The sequence below is a fragment of the Vreelandella hamiltonii genome (assembly GCF_014651795.1).
Taxonomy (GTDB): Bacteria; Pseudomonadota; Gammaproteobacteria; order Pseudomonadales; family Halomonadaceae; genus Vreelandella; species Vreelandella hamiltonii.
The window spans coordinates 83,110-100,977 of record NZ_BMXO01000011.1 but is presented as its reverse complement, the minus strand read 5'-3'; the positions used below and the strand labels follow the sequence as shown (position 1 = coordinate 100,977).

At 57.7% G+C, this 17,868-nt stretch carries 15 protein-coding genes; 6 read left to right on the top strand and 9 right to left on the bottom strand.

Translation table 11 applies throughout. The annotated features are described in order from the left end of the window. Positions 1-16: 16 nt before the first annotated feature. Positions 17-946 carry a helix-turn-helix transcriptional regulator gene (locus IE061_RS12105; RefSeq protein ID WP_193461705.1) on the bottom strand — a complete coding sequence of 310 codons (930 nt, stop codon included), beginning with the start codon at positions 944-946 and terminating at the stop codon, positions 17-19. Positions 947-1,341: 395 nt separating this feature from the next. On the opposite strand from IE061_RS12105, the gene IE061_RS12100 reads away from it, so the two are divergent. Beyond that, on the top strand, positions 1,342-2,157 hold the full coding sequence (locus IE061_RS12100; protein WP_193461704.1) for an alpha/beta fold hydrolase: 816 nt from the start codon (positions 1,342-1,344) through the stop codon (positions 2,155-2,157). A 24-nt stretch (positions 2,158-2,181) separates the two neighbouring features. On the opposite strand, the gene speB is transcribed toward IE061_RS12100, so the two are convergent. Next, a complete protein-coding gene (gene speB / locus IE061_RS12095; RefSeq protein WP_193461724.1) occupies positions 2,182-3,087 on the bottom strand; it encodes an agmatinase in 906 nt (301 codons plus the stop codon). Between the two features lie 157 nt (positions 3,088-3,244). On the opposite strand from speB, the gene IE061_RS12090 reads away from it, so the two are divergent. Together IE061_RS12090 and IE061_RS12085 are read left to right on the top strand one after the other, a co-directional pair. Then, complete coding sequence (locus IE061_RS12090; protein WP_193461703.1) at positions 3,245-4,183, top strand: LysR family transcriptional regulator; 939 nt, start codon at positions 3,245-3,247, stop codon at positions 4,181-4,183. Positions 4,184-4,281: 98 nt separating this feature from the next. Then, a complete protein-coding gene (locus IE061_RS12085; protein WP_081135980.1) occupies positions 4,282-4,953 on the top strand; it encodes a response regulator in 672 nt (223 codons plus the stop codon). On the opposite strand, the gene IE061_RS12080 is transcribed toward IE061_RS12085, so the two are convergent. The 7 genes from IE061_RS12080 to pedF form a co-directional block, all read right to left on the bottom strand. Continuing rightward, positions 4,909-7,134: an insulinase family protein gene (locus tag IE061_RS12080; RefSeq protein WP_230478455.1), complete on the bottom strand. Its 2,226-nt coding sequence runs from the start codon at positions 7,132-7,134 to the stop codon at positions 4,909-4,911. The two genes, IE061_RS12085 and IE061_RS12080, sit on opposite strands and share 45 nt — an antisense overlap. A gap of 49 nt (positions 7,135-7,183) precedes the next feature. Further along, positions 7,184-8,881, bottom strand: coding sequence for a PAS domain-containing hybrid sensor histidine kinase/response regulator (locus IE061_RS12075; protein ID WP_193461701.1), 1,698 nt, complete (start codon positions 8,879-8,881; stop codon positions 7,184-7,186). Then, complete coding sequence (gene ercA, locus IE061_RS12070) at positions 8,878-10,041, bottom strand: alcohol dehydrogenase-like regulatory protein ErcA (RefSeq protein ID WP_193461700.1); 1,164 nt, start codon at positions 10,039-10,041, stop codon at positions 8,878-8,880. Before ercA ends, IE061_RS12075 begins: the two co-directional genes overlap by 4 nt. A gap of 136 nt (positions 10,042-10,177) precedes the next feature. After that, positions 10,178-11,983, bottom strand: coding sequence for an alpha/beta hydrolase family protein (locus IE061_RS12065; RefSeq protein ID WP_081135986.1), 1,806 nt, complete (start codon positions 11,981-11,983; stop codon positions 10,178-10,180). Between the two features lie 11 nt (positions 11,984-11,994). Next, a complete protein-coding gene (locus IE061_RS12060; protein WP_193461699.1) occupies positions 11,995-12,939 on the bottom strand; it encodes a quinoprotein relay system zinc metallohydrolase 1 in 945 nt (314 codons plus the stop codon). Continuing rightward, complete coding sequence (locus IE061_RS12055; RefSeq protein ID WP_081135990.1) at positions 12,936-13,757, bottom strand: quinoprotein dehydrogenase-associated SoxYZ-like carrier; 822 nt, start codon at positions 13,755-13,757, stop codon at positions 12,936-12,938. Before IE061_RS12055 ends, IE061_RS12060 begins: the two co-directional genes overlap by 4 nt. A gap of 21 nt (positions 13,758-13,778) precedes the next feature. After that, positions 13,779-14,291 carry a cytochrome c-550 PedF gene (gene pedF, locus IE061_RS12050; protein ID WP_081135992.1) on the bottom strand — a complete coding sequence of 171 codons (513 nt, stop codon included), beginning with the start codon at positions 14,289-14,291 and terminating at the stop codon, positions 13,779-13,781. A gap of 379 nt (positions 14,292-14,670) precedes the next feature. Between pedF and IE061_RS12045 the strand changes: the two genes are divergently transcribed. Genes IE061_RS12045 through IE061_RS12035 form a run of 3 tightly spaced genes read left to right on the top strand, consistent with a single transcriptional unit; the run spans position 14,671 to position 17,868 of the window. Beyond that, a complete protein-coding gene (locus tag IE061_RS12045) occupies positions 14,671-16,455 on the top strand; it encodes a PQQ-dependent methanol/ethanol family dehydrogenase (RefSeq protein WP_230478460.1) in 1,785 nt (594 codons plus the stop codon). Between the two features lie 58 nt (positions 16,456-16,513). Continuing rightward, positions 16,514-17,233, top strand: a complete 720-nt coding sequence (locus IE061_RS12040; protein WP_081135994.1) for a pentapeptide repeat-containing protein — start codon at positions 16,514-16,516, stop codon at positions 17,231-17,233. Positions 17,234-17,238: 5 nt separating this feature from the next. Then, a complete protein-coding gene (locus IE061_RS12035) occupies positions 17,239-17,868 on the top strand; it encodes a rhodanese-like domain-containing protein (RefSeq protein ID WP_081135998.1) in 630 nt (209 codons plus the stop codon).

Genomic DNA, 17,868 nt, shown 5'->3' with positions numbered 1-17,868 from the left:
AGCCAGCAGGCGGCGCTCAAGGTGAGGGTTTCGTCAGAGCGCTTGGTGAAACGCCAAAAGCGCGCCGAAACGCGGTCGTAAAGTTGCTGGTATGACGATAACCGCTCAAGTGTGCTGCCTGCTGGATGGTGTGCCCATCGAGCAACAGTTTGCGGGCTCGGTTCAGGCGCAATCGGCGCAGGTAGTCGGTGGGTGAACAGCCATAGGCCAGCTTGAAGTGACGCACTAATGTACTGGGGCTCATGGCCGCCCTGGCGGCTAATACCTCTAGTCGATGCTCGTGTTCGGGGGATTCCTCCAGCAGGCGCCGAATAGCCGCTAAGCGGCCAGGAGAAGCCGTGGCCTGAAGCGGCGCTTGGTGGGGGCGGGAGAGCCCCTGAGCCATTAGCTGTAGGGCCAGCCCTTGGAAGAATAGGCGTCGGGCATGGCCCGTCAAGGGCGACTGAACGCCATGCTCCAACGACAGGTGCAGGGCAGGCGGCAGAGACCAGGTGATGGACTGGGTGGGCAGCGGCTCGCCGCACCACTGCTGCAAAGCAGTGGCATCAAGGGAGAGCGAGAGGGTGCGAAGCCTTTGCCCTTCTGGCTGGTAGGCGTCGAGAAAATGTTGGTCGCTCAGGCAGACAGTATGGGCTTGTCCTGCGGTCAGCCAGTGCCGTTCATTGTCGGTTCCCAGGCGTACACGCCCTTCGATCACGACGATGACCAGACATGCAGCCGTGCCCAGAGAGTGAGAGGCATAGGGGTGCACGACCTCGATGTCAGAGAGCACCAGCTTGACGCCAGGAAACAGCAGGCTTTCCTCGACTCGCCCTTGGGCGACAGGCAGCTGGCCGGCTCGCTCCAGTGGGTATGCCAACGCAGGAAAGCGGTATTCGATACAGTAGCGCTGGCCGTAATCGAGAAAATCCGCAACGGTGATCCGATCGATGGCAGCCCGGGTCATCTCGCTGTCTCCTGTCGGGGGCGATGCTTACCTTGGTCGAGAGGGCCAATGACGGCAGTCTGGTCGGCACGTGTCATGGTGGGCAACGGATGAGGGCCACGCCCACGAAGCGATGGGAACGCATCGTCCGTAATGATTCACCGATATTAATATTAATGCCAATCATTAACAATAACGACTGTTTTGCTTGTGCGGTGGGCCGAGGATATTTTCTCGTGGCAGGTGGTGGCTCGTGAGAAACAATCGTTCACGATTTCGGAGTGTCCATCGCCATTTCGTTATGTAACGATGGAACGGACGAGAGTATGAACGATGGCGGGCATGACCGGCTGGAAGGTGGATCAGGCCCTGGAGTGACCTTTGGTATGGCACGGTGTGCCACCAGGTGAGGACCTATGCTGACCAAAGAGCGGGTGGTGTTTCGTAATAACGTCAAGATCCTGGGAAGCGGCGACACCACGCTGATCCTGGCCCATGGGTTTGGCTGCGATCAGAACATGTGGCAGTACCTGGTACCCAGGTTGAAAGATACCTATACCCTGGTGCTGTTCGACTACGTCGGGTCGGGGGATTCGCTGAAATCCGACTTCAACGAGGTACGCTACAGCACGCTGGATGGCTATGCCCGAGATGTCATTGAAGTGTGTGAAGCGCTGGAATTGACCAACACCGTCTTTATTGGCCACTCCGTCAGCAGCAATATCGGTTTGCTGGCCGCCGCGCAGGCGCCTGAACGCATTACCCGGCAAGTGATGGTGTGCCCTTCGCCGTGCTTTTTGAACATGCCCCCCGACTATTTCGGTGGGTTCGAAAAGGCCGACCTGGATGCGCTGATCGACTTGATGGAGAGCAGCCATACCGGCTGGGCCGAGTATTTGGCGCCTATCGTGGTGGGGGAAGAGGGCACTGAAGACCTCGTCGGCGAGCTGTCGGAGAGTTTCTGCTCCACCGATCCGACCGTGGCCAAGACCTTTGCCGTGGCAACGTTCTTTTCCGATTATCGTTACCTGTTGCCCATCTCGGAACACCCGACGCTGATTCTGCAAAGCGAAGATGACAAGCTGGCCAGCGTGGCCGTGGGCGAGTTCGTGCATCAGCTGATGCCCAACAGCCAGCTTTGCGTCATGCCGACCAAAGGGCATTGTATTCACATGACCCACCCGGACGCCGTCGCCGAGCAGGTCATTCGCTGGCTGAACAAAGCTGCCTGAGCGATGGCCCAGGCGGCTTTGCCATCACTTGACGGGCTTGGAAGCCGCCAGCGTGTAGAGGAATTCCAGCCCTAACGTGGCGGCGGCCAGCGAGGTAATGTCGCCGTGATCATAGGCCGGATTGACTTCCACCAGGTCCATGCCCACCAGCTCCATGCCGACCATGCCGCGAACCACCTTGAGCATCAGGTCCGTGGAGAGACCACCGCACACGGGGGTGCCGGTGCCGGGCGCAAAGGCCGGGTCGAGGCCGTCGATATCCAGCGTCACGTAGGCGGGGTGATGACCAACCCGCGCGCGAATGCGCTCCAGCACTGCCGCTGGGCCGTGGTCGTTCACCCAGTCGGCGTCCAGCACCTCGTAAGGGTGGTTGTGGCGGTCATAGCTGGTACGAATACCAATCTGCAGTGAATGCTCCGGGACGACCAGGCCTTCCTTCAGCGCATGATGGAAGATGGTGCCATGATCATAGCGTGTGCCTTGCTCGTAGGTATCGGTGTGAGCATCGAAATGAATCAGCGCCAGCGGGCCGTGTTCACGGGCATGGGCACGCAGCAGCGGCAGGCTGATGTAGTGGTCGCCGCCCAGCGTGAGCATCTTTTTACCCGCTTTCAGCCAGCGCATGGCGTGGCTTTCCAGGTTGTCGATCAGGCTTTCTGGTTCGCCATAGGCGTAGCCCAGGTTGCCGGCATCGCACACCCGCAGGCGCTCTTCCAACGCAAAATCCCACGGCCAGCGCTTGCCTTCCCAAATCAGGTTGGCCGTGCTTTGGCGAATCGCATTAGGCCCCATGCGCGTGCCCGAGCGGCCGGAGCAGGCCAGATCAAACGGCACACCGCTGACCACGACCTCGGCATCGGTAGCGCTTGGATCGGAGGCTTTGGGTACCCCCATGAAGGTGGAGATGACGTCACCAAACAGGCTCGGCATGATCTGCGATGGGTTCACCTAATGTGTTCTCCTATCAGCGTGCAGCGGGGGAAACGTGGGTTCGCGAGGTGAGAAAGCGCGACGATAAGGAATTTTTGGCGATGAATGAAATGAATGTTTAGAATGAAATCATTCATCTTGTGGATGGTGTGCTCTCATGCGCTCATTACGCCATTTTGACCTGAATTTGCTGCTCGTCTTCGAGATGCTGATGCGCGAGCGCCATGTCACCCGTGCGGCGGAAAAGCTCCATTTGAGCCAGCCCGCCCTGAGTCATGCGCTCAAGCGCCTGCGTGAAGCGCTGGATGACCCGCTGCTGGTGCGTTCCGGGCAAGGGCTGCAGCCGACCCCTCGTGCCTTGGCACTGTTGCCGGTCGTGCAGCAATCCCTGGCCGCCCTGCAGGCGGGGCTGGCGCCCCCCGCGACCTTTGCCGCCGCCACCAGTACGCGGCGTTTCACCCTGGCCACCACGGATTATTTCGAGGAGGTCATGTACCCGGCGTTTTTGAGCCAGCTGCTGCGCAGTGCGCCCGGTCTCAGTTTTTCGATAGAGCTGATTACCCCCGACGCGCTGAACGAGGCGCTGGAGCAGCGTCAGGTGGATATGGTGGTGGGGCTGGATCGCCAATCGTCGTTGCCCAGTGGCGTGGTGCAAACCCCCTGGCTGCATGAGGAGTTGGTGTGCCTGGTGGCGCAGCACAACCCCCACGTGGGGGATGCGCTGGCGCTGGAGGCGTTTGCTCAGCTGGCGCACGTCGAGTTGGCCGACATCAGCGGCTTGTTGCCCAGCCCCATCGAGAACTGCCTGGCTCAGCACGGGTTGACGCGCCGTGTCATCTCCAAGAACTTGAACTACATTGCCGCTGCCCGCGTGGTTGCCCTCACCGATGCCGTCATGACCCTGCCACGCCAGATGGCCGAGCGCTTCGTGGCCATGCTGCCGGTACGCATGGTGACGCCGCCCGCCGCGCTGCCCGCCCTGACCATGACGCTGATCCAGCACAGTCTCTACGCCAATGCGCCTGCCAATGTCTGGCTTTACAACGAACTTACGGCGTTTGCGGCGCAGGTCAGTCGGCACCGCAGCGCTGACTAGCGTTTACGCCCTTGGTCGTGTGTGTGATGACGCCGCTTCAATAAACGCTGTGCGCTTAGTAAGGTGCAGGTAAGCGCTCCCTGAATAGGCCAATAACAATGATCGCACGCTATAAACTCCTAATTGCCGATGATCATCCGCTGGTACGTGAGGCGATGGCTCGGGTGATCCGCGAAGCCTACTCCGACGCTGAGGTGATTGAGGTCGAGGATTTCGACGAAGCACTGGCCTATGCCCAGCAGGACCCCGACCTTGATCTGATTTTGTTGGATCTGAACATGCCGGGGATGAACGGATTGACCGGATTGCTGCATCTGCGTAACGAGCAGCCGACGATTCCGGTGGTCATCGTATCCGCCGAAGAGGATAAGCAGATTATTCTGCAGGCGGTTTCCTGCGGTGCGGCGGGGTTTATTACCAAATCATTGCCTCGTGACCAGATGCGCCACGCCATTGCCCAGGTGCTGGAAGGCAATATCTTTCTACCTGCTGATGCCATGCGTGCGCCGGACAGTATTCGTAAACGTCGCCATCAGGATCAAGGCTTTACCGCAGAACAGCTGCGCCTGTTGACCCGCAAGCAGCTGCAAGTGTTAGAGCACATGACCCGCGGTGAATCTAACAAGATGATTGCTTATCATCTCAATATTGCGGAAACCACGGTGAAAGCCCACGTGTCGGCGATTTTACGCAAGCTGGGGGTAACCAGTCGCGTACAAGCGATTTTATCCGCCAACGATATCGATTTTTCCCAGTTCCTCAATCGTTGACTCGTTAAATTGATAGTGACCAGCGCTATCCAGCCAGTGGGTTTGCCAGCGGCCAACGCTGTTTATTTGGGTGAGCAAGTCGCCAAGCGCCTGTGAATGGAGGCTTTGTTGCCCAAGCCGATGCAGTGGCTGACGGGTACCTGCCAAGAGGCTTTGCCACTGGAGAATCAGCGCAGCCAGTGGCGTTTCAGGCGGTGTTAGCGTTGGCAGGTGCGCCTGTAGAACGCCATTCGACGTTTTCCAGAGGGCATCAGTGATTGCTATTAGCTTTTCTTCTATCCGTTTTTCCTCTATCTCCTTTATCAGCTTCCCCCCTGTGGAGACCGCTTCTTTGCTGATTTCCCCCACATTGCTGACTTGCCCCGCATTGCTAGTTTGTACGACATAGCCAAGTGAGCAGGGCGCGCCGTCGCCCCTGCGAACCGCTGCCACATAGCCCAAGTGATGGTCATCACGTGCCTGCTGAAAAAAAGCCGCGCTGTGATGCTGCTCCGCAAGTGCTAATAGTAATCGCTGGCTGGGAGTGCCCGGTAGGCTCAGTGTCCGCATGATGGCGGTGCTGGATGGTAAGTCGGCGAGAGAAGCCTGCACCGTGTGTTTTTCAATGCGACTCGCCAAGTTCGCTAGTGCGTTGCAAACGACTGCGGCTTCTGTGTCATGGGAAACCCATAGCGCAGGTGTGGCAGGCAGCGGCGCTAAGCGCTGAACCAGCTGCTGAGCCAGCAGTCCTTCATGAGCGTTGGGGGCAGCTAATGTGGCTTTTTCTAATAGCGCCACCATAGCGTGATTGGCTTGACTCCCCATCACTATTACCCAACTACCATGGGGCGAGTTCTCTTGCTTGAAGACAATGCCCTGAAGCGCCAGCCGCTGAGCGATGAGCGGGCTGGGGACAATCATTGCTCCCGGCACAAAGCAGGCCGCCCAGGCGTTATCGGCAAGTGCACCGAAATCCTCATCAACAGCGTACTGACCGCACCAACACTGCACGTTGGGGAAAGGCGTTGGGGAAGCATCAACAGCGCGAGGTGAAGCCGATGTAGGCGCGTTACCGATTAGCCAACGGACGTTGTCAGCGGAGAACGGGCTTGGGGCCGGTTGATGTTCAGAAGGCGGCGTAGCGAAACGACGAGCAAGCGTTTGGCGGCGGGCGTGTGCAAACCAAGCAGGGGCTAACTGCACCGTATCAGCGGGTGGCTGCCAAATAGTGTCGTGATCGTTAGGTGTTGTCCCGGGCAGGGGTGTGAAGAAGGTTGCTAAGCGCTCACTTAGAGCAGCCGCAAGGGCTTTCACCTGTTCTTGTGTTGCAGTGCCACTTAACAGTAAGCCAAAGGCGTCTGTCGCCCCGCTAGGTGCCAGAGTTGCGCGGTAGTCGGTAATCGAATCAGGAAATTGTTCTACAAAATAGCCTTGCTGTACCGCATCAGCTAAGCCGCTAAGGGCGATAAGCTGATGACGTGCAATGGCCGATGGCAACGGCCACAGTAGCTCAACGGTATTGCTCGTACTGGCTACCTTCGCGCTGAGCTGGCGGCTCCAACGGGACGCAATAGCAAGCGAAGGCGCGTTGGGTGGTGATGGACTAAACCGCGCTGCCATGTGTTGGGTAAGGCGCGTCATGTCTACTATCTCCCAGGGGCTGATAATGGCGATGTTAACGCGGCCGCCATGGTAATAGGCGCGATGAAACGTGGTGAGCGCTTTAAGTAGCAGCGCCGTGTCACTGCCTAGGGTTTGCGCGTTGCCATGGCGGCAGCCTGCACCAACATGCTGTGGGTCAGCAAGTGCCGCGAGGGCATCCAGACGTTGCATTTGGGCGCTGTTCTGACGGGCATTCCACTCGGCATTGATCGCCGCCACTTCAGCGCGAATAGTCGATAAGGGCAGCGGTGGCTTGGCGAGCTGACGGGCAACGGTGAGCGCCGCTGCTTCTAGTTTGTTTGCTGGTATCGAGAAGTGCACATCAGTGACGTAGTCATCAGTATGGGCATTCAGGCTGCCCTGGTGCTGGGCAAGCCAGGTGAGCAGGCTGGTGTTAGAAGAGGCTTCCAGTGGCGCTGTGGTCAGCACGTGCTCTAACAGGTGGGCCAGCCCAGGTAGGGCGGGTGGCTCATCCAAATAGCCTGCCGCAATGGCGATGCTAACGTGAGCGCGGGTTAACTGGGGCGCCTGGGCCAGCACTCCCTGCACCCCGTTAGGTAGGGAGATACAGGGTTGTTGGAAACTGAGCTTAGCCATTGAGCAGGCTACGCAGCAGCGCGCGCAGTTTGCCGGGTCGTACCGGCTTGTTTAGCTGCGGAACGCCTGCATGACGCAGCCGCCTCTGCCAGTGGTCAGAGCGGTCGGCACTGAGAATAGCTGCTGGCAAGTGCGGGTCGTGCCAGTGCTGGCGAAGTTGGCGAATAGCCTCTAGGCCAGTGACGTTATCATCTAGGTGAAGATCAACTAACAGCATATCCGGTGCCTCCTGGCAGGCTTTAGCGGTATCGACATCCAGGGCGGTATCACAGCTGATCTGCCATTCGCTGAGCAGCAGCGCCATGCCTTCCAGAATCGTCGGCTCGTTATCCAGGATCAGCACGCGCAGCCCTTCGAACTCGGCGCCAGCGGAGGGCGGCGTGCTAGGGGCGGGGGCTTGGCTAAAGGAAATGCCGCTAGCACGGGGTACCTTAACCGCAAAACAGGAGCCTTGGCCGGGTGCTGAGCGCACCGAAAGTGGGTGCTCTAGGCGCTGGCTAATTCGCTCCACAATGGCAAGCCCTAAGCCCACGCCCTGGCGGTCACGCGCGCGGGTGGCGTTGAGTTGGTGAAACTCGCGGAAGATCAGTTGGTAGTCGCTTTCGGGAATGCCAATACCGCTATCAACCACCTGCACGGCAAGGCTGTCGTCACTATGGCGGCGAATGCCTAGGCATATCCCGCCACGCTGGGTGTAGCGACAGGCGTTAGCCAGAAAGTTACGTACAATGCGGCTGAGTAGATAAGGGTCACTGGTCACCGCCTGATGAGAAGGGACGTAGCGCAACGTTAGTCCTTTACGTTGTGCCACCGGGGTAAATTCATCAGCCAAGTTGCTGAGGATATCGTCGAGCTTAAAGTGGCGCAGCTGAGGCTGCACCTGACCATGGTCCAGGCGGGAGATATCAAGCAGATCGGAAAGTATCGCTTCGGCACCTTCCAGCGAGTTTTGAACGCTCTCAACCAGGGCTAAATTATCGCTGTTAATCAGCCGCTCCTGTAGTGACGCTACTAACAAACGTGCTGCATTCATAGGTTGCAGCAGGTCATGGCTAGCGGCGGCTAGATAGCGGTCTTTACTCTGGTTCGCAAACTCAGCGGCATCACGGGCGTTTCTAAGCTCCTCGTTGAGTCGTTCAAGCGCTTGGGTGCGGTCAGCAACCCGCGCTTCCAACTGGGCGTTGAGCGTCTCTAAATGCTGGCGGGCGCGTTCACGCTCGGTAATATCGGCAACAAAACCTTCAATTAGGTCTTCGTCTCCAGCCAGCTCGGCGGGCTTTTTTATCAGCGTAATAGCAACAGGCACTTGGCGGCCAGAGGCTGCCTGCAGCAAGGTGGTATGGCCCGTTACGTGGCCGTGGGAGAGCAGTAGGTCGCGCAGCTGCTGGCCAGTTGTGCGACTGGCAAATAGAGCATCAAAGCGCGCGCAGCGCTCTAACGTATGCGTCACGCAGGGTTCGTCGAGCATGGCGGCAAGCGCCGGGTTGGCGGCGCGCAGCTTGCCGGAAAGCGACGCCTGAAAAATACCGTGTAGTGCGTTTTCAAATAGCCACTTATAGCGGTTGCGCTCAACTTCCAGCTCTTCTAAACGCACGGAAAGCTCGCGATAGTAGCTTTTACGCGCTGACTGCTGACCTAGCCCGAGCAGGTCGCTGACCGAAAAGCCCGAGGGGTCGCTAGCTTTTTTCATAGGGCCTCTTCGTAGACCACCGCCACGTCACGTGAGTTGGAGCGACGAGGGTTAGTCAGAATGCAGGGATCGCCCAGCGCATGGTTGGTGAGAAACGGCACATCGCTGCGTGAGACACCCATTATCCCTAGGGTTCCGCCCAATCCAACCGCATGTTTTAAATCAACCAAGTACGTAAATAGTGCCTGTTTAACCTGCTGCTGTGACAGCCCTCGGCAGTCGATACCAACGGCGTCGGCAACCCGTTTAAAACGATCCGGAGCGGCTTCGTAGTTATAGGCCACCACATGCTCTAACAACATAGCGTTACACAGGCCGTGGGGTAAGTCTAAAAAGCCACCCAAGCTATGGGACATCGCATGTACTGCGCCTAAAATCGCATTAGAAAACGCCAGCCCTGCTTGCATACTACCCAGCATTACTTGGGCACGCAGCTCGCCATCGGTGGGGTTCGCCACCAGTGCTTCGAGATGGCTGCTAATTAAGCGCATGGCCTCTAAGGCGTGGGCATCGGTTAGCGGCCCACTCCCGGTTGAAACAAACGCTTCGATAGCATGCACCAGCGCGTCGATCCCAGTACACGCGGTGAGATAGGGCGACATGGTCATGGTGACCTCAGGATCGATCAGCGATACATCCGGCACCACGGCCTTGCTGATGATTGAGAATTTCATGCGTCGCTGCTGGTCGGAAATAATCGCAAACTGTGAAATATCCGCCGAGGTGCCCGCCGTTGAGGGAATGAAGATCAGCGGCGGAATGGGCACGCGAATCGTATCAACTCCCTCAAAATCAAGAATGTGGCCGCCGTGGGCGGTGACAATGCCAATGCCTTTGGCGCAGTCCATGGGGCTGCCGCCGCCGACCGCCACAATCGCTTTGCAGCCGGTTTCACGGTAAATCTCAGCGCCGGCCATAATCTCATCGACCCGTGGATTGGGCGATACGGCGGTAAAGCGCTCAACGGCAATGTTGGCTTCCAGCAACTTGGCTTCAATATCGGCGACCCAACCCGCCAGCAGCACGCCGGGGTCAGAGACCAGTAGCACCTTTTCTGCGCCGAAGGTGGTGACATAGTTGCCTGCAGCGTGGCGTGCACCGTCGCCAAAAATAATTTCAGGAGCGACAAACTTACGAAGTTGCGTGAGCGGCGATGTCATGGGGCGGTCTCGTTTATAGTTATTAACCATTATCTTAAGCACCTTAGGGGGTTGTTGCGCTACGACCTTGGTGCTGTCGCGGGGTATAAAGCACGCTGTTGATGTACGTGCGATTAGAAATATTGTTAAAACGTGATTAAAAATGCTGATAAAAGGCCAGCTCGCGGGCCAGCATGGTTCTTCGGGCTTTAGGGTGTCGAATACCATGGTATTCGTTATCAAACAGCAGTGTTTGTGCTTCGCCACCATGCTGCTCAATATGTCGCGCCATGGCGTGTGTCTGCTCCGGTACCACCACCGCGTCTTTGCCACCTTGAATAAACAGCGCCTGAATAGGTCTTGTGCACAGGCTGATCTGAGAGGCAGGGCTGCGCTGAGCTAGCAGGGCGTCATCGCCGATTAGCCAGCCCAGATAGCCGGACTCAAAGCGGTGCGTTTGTGCCGCTAGGGTGAGCGCATTGGTGACACCGTACAGGCTGGTGGCCGCAGCAAACAGTGGCGTGGCCGCTAGGGCATTGAGGGCGGTAAATCCACCAGCGCTTTGGCCGCGAATAAAGCAGCGCGCTGTGTCAATCGCAAAGCGTGCGCAGACGGCGTTTACCAGGGCAATCACATCCTCGGTATCGCTGACGCCCCACTGGCCGGCTAACCCTTCACGGTAGCGGCGACCAAAGTTGCCGCTGCCACGGGGGTTGATATCTAAAACGTGAAAGCCCTGCTGCTGCCAATAGGCCACCAGCGGGTCGTAGATGGGATAGGTGGCGGCGGTTGGCCCGCCGTGAACGCGCACAATCATTGGCGCAGCGCGGTTGGCTGAGGCTGAGTAGAAAAAGCCGTGAACCGTTTCGCCTTTATTACCCACCGGCGCTTCAAGCCACTGGGCGGTGGCAGGTGCTTTTGCGATTACGCTACCCGTTGAGTTTGTGCTATCCACTGAGTGTGCGTTACCCACGACGTTACCCACTAAGTATCTGCGTGAGCCATTTTCGTTGAACCGTATAAGCTGGGCGCCGCTGGTAGCGCTTTGTACTATGGCGTAATCGCCGTGTTGTGCCAGCGTGATGCTTGCCACGCGGCCGGGGTCGGGTAGCAGTGCTTCCACCTGCTCGCCGGTACGGCGGTATAGCTGCGCTGCACCCTGGTGTAGTTGGCAGTAAATCTGCAGATTGTCTCGCCAAGCGTGCTGGCGCTCACCCAGTTGCCATGGCGTGGTGATGTGATCAACGGGGGCGCTGCTCAGACACATGGGGGAGGCCAGATTAACCTGCCAGGGTTGCCACCAGCCAGCATGATCGCTCATGCAGATCAGCGCGTTGTGCGGGCCAAACTGTGGCTGGCTAATTGCTGTGCCAAAGTCCCAGCTATCAAAGGCCTGTAGCGCGCCGTTAGCCGCCACCTGTGCGAGGTGCAACTGGCTGCGCTGCCAGGGCATATAAGGCAGTGACCAGCTCACCCACGCTAGATAGTTACCATCGTCGCTTATTATCGGCGCGCCGTAGAAGTCGATGCTTTCTGCCAATACCTGCCGATCGCTATCAGTGACGGCGACCAGCCGCTGACCGCGGGCATCTTCCTCAACCGCTAATACACGGTGGCGCTTAGGGTCAGCGCACAGCCCACCGTAGGCGGTTTGCGGGCGCTGTTGCCAGCAGTAGCTTTTACCGTGGTGGCGGAGCTGCATGATGGCCTGGTCGTGCTGGCGCACCCATACGACGCCCCCTAGCAGTGGCGTGTAGCTGCCGCCGCCGTACTGGTTCACGCGGCTACCCACCGCCTCTTCTATTACACAGTGCGGCGGCTCATTGCTGTTAGCTCGCCACTGCCAAAGCTGCATGTCGCCCGTTTGCGGGCAGCGAGCCAGCCAGTAAACCGTCTCGGTGTCGCTATGCAGTTCGTTCAGGGTGTCGCAGGGCTCGGCGGCATCCGCCAGGGTAAGTCGCATAGGCGTGCTCCTTAGTGTGGGGCGCCCCACAGCAGCCGTGCTTCATAGCGTGGGTAAAGCTGCATCACGCTGCGGGTAAACTCGTATTCGGCGAGTGCGATGGTGCTAAACGTGTCAGGTAATTCACCAGCCAAGGCGTGATTGGCCCCCAACCCTTCGCTAGCCACGTCGCTGAGGCGCTGGTCTAGCCATTCAAGGTAATCAATGGTTTGGTCAATGATCGTTGCGGGGGGAGCGCTGGGGCCATGGCCGGGCACCGCGATTCTGGCGTCGAGCGCGCTGAGGTCGCTCAGTTCTTCCAGCCACTGTTGAAGGCCAGGGGTGTGAGCGGTAGCGGCAGCGCGTTGGTAGAAGCCCATGTCACCCAAAAACAGCACGCCGGTGGCGTGATCCATAATCACCAGATCCCCCCCGCTATGGCCGCTCATGGCATATAGGGTGAGTGGGTAGCTGCCCAGCGTTATGTCACCGGCCTCAATCACCTCGGGTAGGGCAACAGACGAGTGTTCCAAGCTGCGCCCGGTCAGCCGCTCGACGTTGTCGATCAGCGCGTCTGTGTCGCGAGCCATCAGGTCGCGGGTCGTGGCCAGAGTGAGGTGCTGTGCCTTGTCAAAGGCGGCATTGCCGAAAAAGTGATCGGGGTGGTGGTGGGTAGTTAAGACCCACCTTACGGGTTGAGAGGTGTGCTGAGCAATCAGCGCTTTTAGCGCCTCGCCAAAGTGTGGGCTACTGCCGCTATCGATGAGAATGACGCCGTTGGGCGTGGCAATAAACGCCTGGTTGCCGATGTGGCCGCAGTTGCTGGTGGAAAGCTCTTCTGTTAGGCCTTCCACCATCCAGGTGTTTTCCGCAACTGGTTGAGCCACTAGCGGACGTTCGCAGAACATTATCGGCTCGCTGGCCAACAGCGGGGCGGCTAGCAGTGCCGCTAGACTACCTAAGAAGTGCGCTTTCATGGCTGAAGGCCCATGGAAAAACGATTGCCGTTGTTGTCCCGTGCACCAATCACATAGCCACCCGGCGAGGAGCGCATATGCAGCCCTAAGGTAGGGTTGGCGCTTACCGAGGCTTCGATATCCAAGGTGGCCACTTGCTGGCCCTGATGGTCGAGCATTTCAAACGACTGCACGTAAAAGGCCGGTTGACTGGGGATTAAGCCGCTGTCCATGGGGTGAGAAAGGCGCAACCGCAGGCGTTGCTCATCCTCATTGTCGAACAAACGGCCCTGTAGCTCGCCGAAGGTGTTTTCCCAGTCAGTGTCAGCGGTGGCAATACCGGGTGTGGTGCAGCCGCCCCCTTCTGCTTCAATGTAGGTGCCGCCAACATGCCAGGTATCTCCCTGCTTCACCGCGACGCGCACGGCGGAGGCTTGTTCCAAACGAATATTCAGCGAAAGCTTGGCTAAGCCGTGACTCATTGGTGAGTACGTGAATAGGCGGGGAATGGGGTTGAGATCGACCCAGGCGATAATATCGGTGATTGGTTCACCGCTGGCCTCTAGGGCGCTGGCGTCTAGCTCAATGGGGACTTGTCCTGAGTCTTCGGCAAACCTTGGTGCGTTCACGATGACTCGCTCGTCAAATACCACGGAGGCATCGCCCAAGAAGCGTTCGCGGTAAACAGGCCACATAAAGGAATTAAGCGGGTCTTTTTCGGCGGTATTCAGTGTCGCCGCGTGAGAGGCCGGCGGAAACACGCTAATTAAAAGGCAGGCAAGCGCCGCGAGGGTCGCGGCGAGCCGTGGAGGGATGAACGTCTGCGTTAATAAAACCATGATGCCTCCCCGCTATGCGTGTTATTGGCCTTTAGTGGTTTCCATGCTGACGGTTTCCAGCCAAGTGCGGATGGCCCAGAGGCCTTCTTGGCTAACGTAGTCGGACATTCGTGGCATCAGTACGCGGCCGTTGCGTTCAGCACCGTTGGTGACCAGCTCTTTGTACCACTCATCGCCCCATGCGCCGTTTTCAAGCTCACGTAGGTCGGGGGCGATGCCGCCAGATTTTGCCTCTAGGCCGTGGCAGGCTGCGCAGTTACTGTTATAGGCACGGGCACCGATATCCACGGCTAGTTCGTGCTGGGGATGATCTTCACGGTAGGGGTTCTCTTCTAGCCACTCGTCTCCCAGAAGCTCTAACCCCTTAATATCGACTGGCTGAGGGGTGACATCGCCATGTGACCACGCCAGCGGTGACGCCAGCAATGCAACAAGGGCGATGGCACCGGCTTGGCCGTAGAAGCGTAAGGGCGTTTTTGTCGGGGTAGTTTGTGTCAGCTGCGTTTTTGTCAGCACGTTTTTTGTAATGGTCATGGGAATGCTCCTCAAGGGGGGTCGATGTCACGTCACTTGAGTGAGCATAGGCAGGCCAGCGCTTAGTCCCTATAGCACCTTAGGCATCGCTGGACTCCTCCTTTGGAAGTAGTGCTAAATCAGGATGAGAACGCGACTGGAGGGGGAGGTTGGTTTTTTATCCGAGCTTCTAAGCTGAGCTTAGTCTTGCAAACACCACGCAAGCAGCAGCTTGGCCGCTTTGCAGCCATTGCATTGTGATCATTACTCGGATGGAAAACCCATGACATACGCTACCAATAACAACACGTCAGCTCGTAACATTTCGTGGCCCTTTCGCCTGCGTACGCTCACCGCCGCCGTTGCTTATGCCTCTGCGCTAGGCATAGGTGGCGTTGCGATGACAGCTAACGCCAGCCAGGTGACCTGGGATGATATTCTCAATGACCATGACAACACTGAAACCGTGTTGATGTATGGCATGGGTGTGAAAGCACAACGCTACAGCCCGCTCGACCAAATTAATGCTGACAACGTAGAGATGCTTTCCCCCGCGTGGTCGCACTCCTTCGGTGATGAAATGCAGCGTGGTCAAGAGTCCCAAGCACTGATCCATGAAGGGGTAATCTATGTCACCGGCTCTTATTCACGTATTTTCGCCATTGATGCGCGTACCGGCCAGCGTCTGTGGTCCTACAATCATCGCCTGCCCAGCGATATTCGCCCCTGCTGTGACGTAGTCAACCGCGGTGCGGCCATTTACGGCGATAAGGTGTTCTTCGGCACTCTGGATGCGGGCATCGTCGCGCTGAATAAGGATACCGGTGACGTAGTGTGGCGCGAGCGTTTTGGTGACCATCGCTCGGGTTACACCATGACTGGGGCGCCCACCATTGTGAAAGATCAGGAAACGGGCCGTGTCATGCTGATTCATGGCTCTTCAGGCAATGAATTTGGCATTGTCGGTAAGCTCTATGCCCGTGACGTAGAGACCGGCGAAGAGATCTGGATGCGGCCCTTTGTTGAAGGTCATGTGGGCCGCTTGAATGGTGAAGAGAGCACGCCAACAGGCGACGCTAGTGCGCCTTCCTGGCCTGATGACCCCGATAGCGAAACCGGTAAAGTGCAAGCCTGGAGCCAAGGTGGTGGAGCGCCGTGGCAGAGTGCCAGCTTTGATCCCGATACCAATACCATCATCATTGGGGCAGGCAACCCCGCGCCTTGGAACGGCTGGGCACGCACCTCAGAAGATGGCGACCCATCTGACTACGACAGTCTTTATACCTCTGGCCAGCTAGGGGTTGACCCCTCCACCGGTGAAGTGAAGTGGTTCTACCAACACACCCCCAATGATACCTGGGATTACTCAGGCAATAACGAGATCGTGTTGTTCGAGTACGAAGATGAAAATGGCGAAATGGTTAACGCCGGTGCCCACGCCGACCGTAACGGCTTCTTCTATATCACTGATCGTACCAACGGCGAGCTGATTAATGCCTTCCCGTTTGTCGATAACATCACCTGGGCCACCCACATTGACTTGGAAACAGGCCGCCCGGTAGAGGTGGAAGGCCAGCGTCCTGCGCGCTTGAAAGAGGGGGAAACGCGCTCTGAAGCCGTTGAAGTGTCGCCACCCTTCCTTGGCGGTAAAAACTGGAACCCGATGGCGTATAGCCAAGACACGGGGCTGTTCTACGTGCCTGGTAACCATTGGAAGGAAGATTACTGGACAGAAGAAGTCGACTACGTGGAAGGGGCCGCTTATCTAGGCATGGGCTTCCGCATTAAACGCATGTACGACGATCATGTTGGTATTTTACGAGCTGTTGACCCAATCACGGGTGAGTTTGCCTGGGAGCATAAAGAACCAATGCCATTATGGGCAGGTGTCTTGGCGACCCACGGTAATCTGGTGTTTACCGGCACAGGGGATGGCTACTTTAAAGCGTTCCACGCTGAAACTGGTGAAGAGCTTTGGAAATTCCAAGTCGGTACCGGCATCATCTCACCACCGATCACCTGGGAAATGGATGGTGAACAATACATTGGTGTTACCGCAGGCTACGGCGGCGCAGTTCCACTATGGGGTGGTGATATGGCTGAGCTGACGCGACCGATTGCGCAGGGCGGCTCGTTCTGGGTCTTTAAACTGCCTTCCTTCGTACAAGATCTGGCTAATCGTTAAGTTATTCGCGTGTGTTTGGGCGGCATGTGCCGCCCTTTTTTAGATGGAGAGAATAATAATGAAAAATCGTATCGCCCAGCGCTCCTACCGTCGTGTTAACGCCCATCGCAGTGCTCGAAAAATAGTCGGTCTGCTACTCTGCATGGGGGTCGTTGGTACAGCCGCTACTGCCTCGGCAGACAGCAGCTATGATGAATTTGCCCCCCCTGTGTTTAACGGTTGCCAGCTGGTGCCTGGCACCCAGTGCGCGGACATGGATCTATCCGGCGGCGACTTTTCCAACCTTGACCTGCAAGGGGCTAACTTTGCGGGCAGCAATTTAGATAATGCGGACTTTCGTCACAGCAATTTACGTAGCGTTGATTTTGAAGGCGCATCGCTGCGCCATGCCAACCTTAATCGTGCGCGCATGCCCAACACGCATCTGCGAGGCGCAGACCTTTCCCATGCGAGTTTAATTGGGCTAGATAGCTGGAGTATTTACGCCCAAGGCGCGATTTTTGACCACGCTGACTTAACGGGTGCCAACCTTGGGTTTGCTCGTCTATCCGGTGCCAGCATGCAAGCGGCGACGTTGCTGGGTAGTAACCTGGAAATGGCGTGGATGAATAAGGTCAACCTTATCGGTGCCGACCTGCGTGATGCCAACCTGCAGGAAGCTAAAATGAACATTACCCGCCTGAATAATGCCGATATGACCGGTGCGCGCATCCACTACGGTAACTTTCAACTGGCGCAAATGGAGGGGTGTACCGCCTGTCCGTTCGACTGGGAGTAAAGCGTATGGCGACCATCGACTCGGCGCATCCTGTGCGCCGTTGCTGTATGAGGGGGATCTGGATAGGGGGTGTCTGGGCAGGCGGGCTGTTCAGTATGCTAGCCGGGGCTGAACAGCCCTCAGCCCCCTTTCACCAGTCAGCGTCTTTCAACCAAGAAGGCTACCGGTTACCGCCTTTCAAGGCTCCTGTGACGGCTGCGTTACCGGGAGTCACCGTGCTAGATGACCATGCCTTTCAATCCCTGGTGGACGCATCGCCTGTGATACTGGTAGATGTTAATGCACTGCCTTGGCGCGACGGCCTGTTTTTACAGGATAGCCCTCATCTCACCATTCCTGATAGCGTTTGGCTGCCCAACGTTGGCGCTCCTGCGCTGGAAGATGCGTGGGTCGACTATTTCAGCGATGCACTTAATGCGTTTCGCGAGCATCCAGAGGCGGTACCGCTGGTGTTTTTCTGCCGGGCTGACTGCTGGCTTTCCTGGAACGCTGCCCGGCGTGCTGAGGCAATGGGCTATGAAGGGCTGTATTGGTACCCCAATGGGGTGGATGGCTGGCAAGCGAGCGGTCATTCGTTAGCCGCTGTTTGCCCGCAGCTGCCCGCTCATGCTGAGCGAGCTACCTGCGAGCCTTAA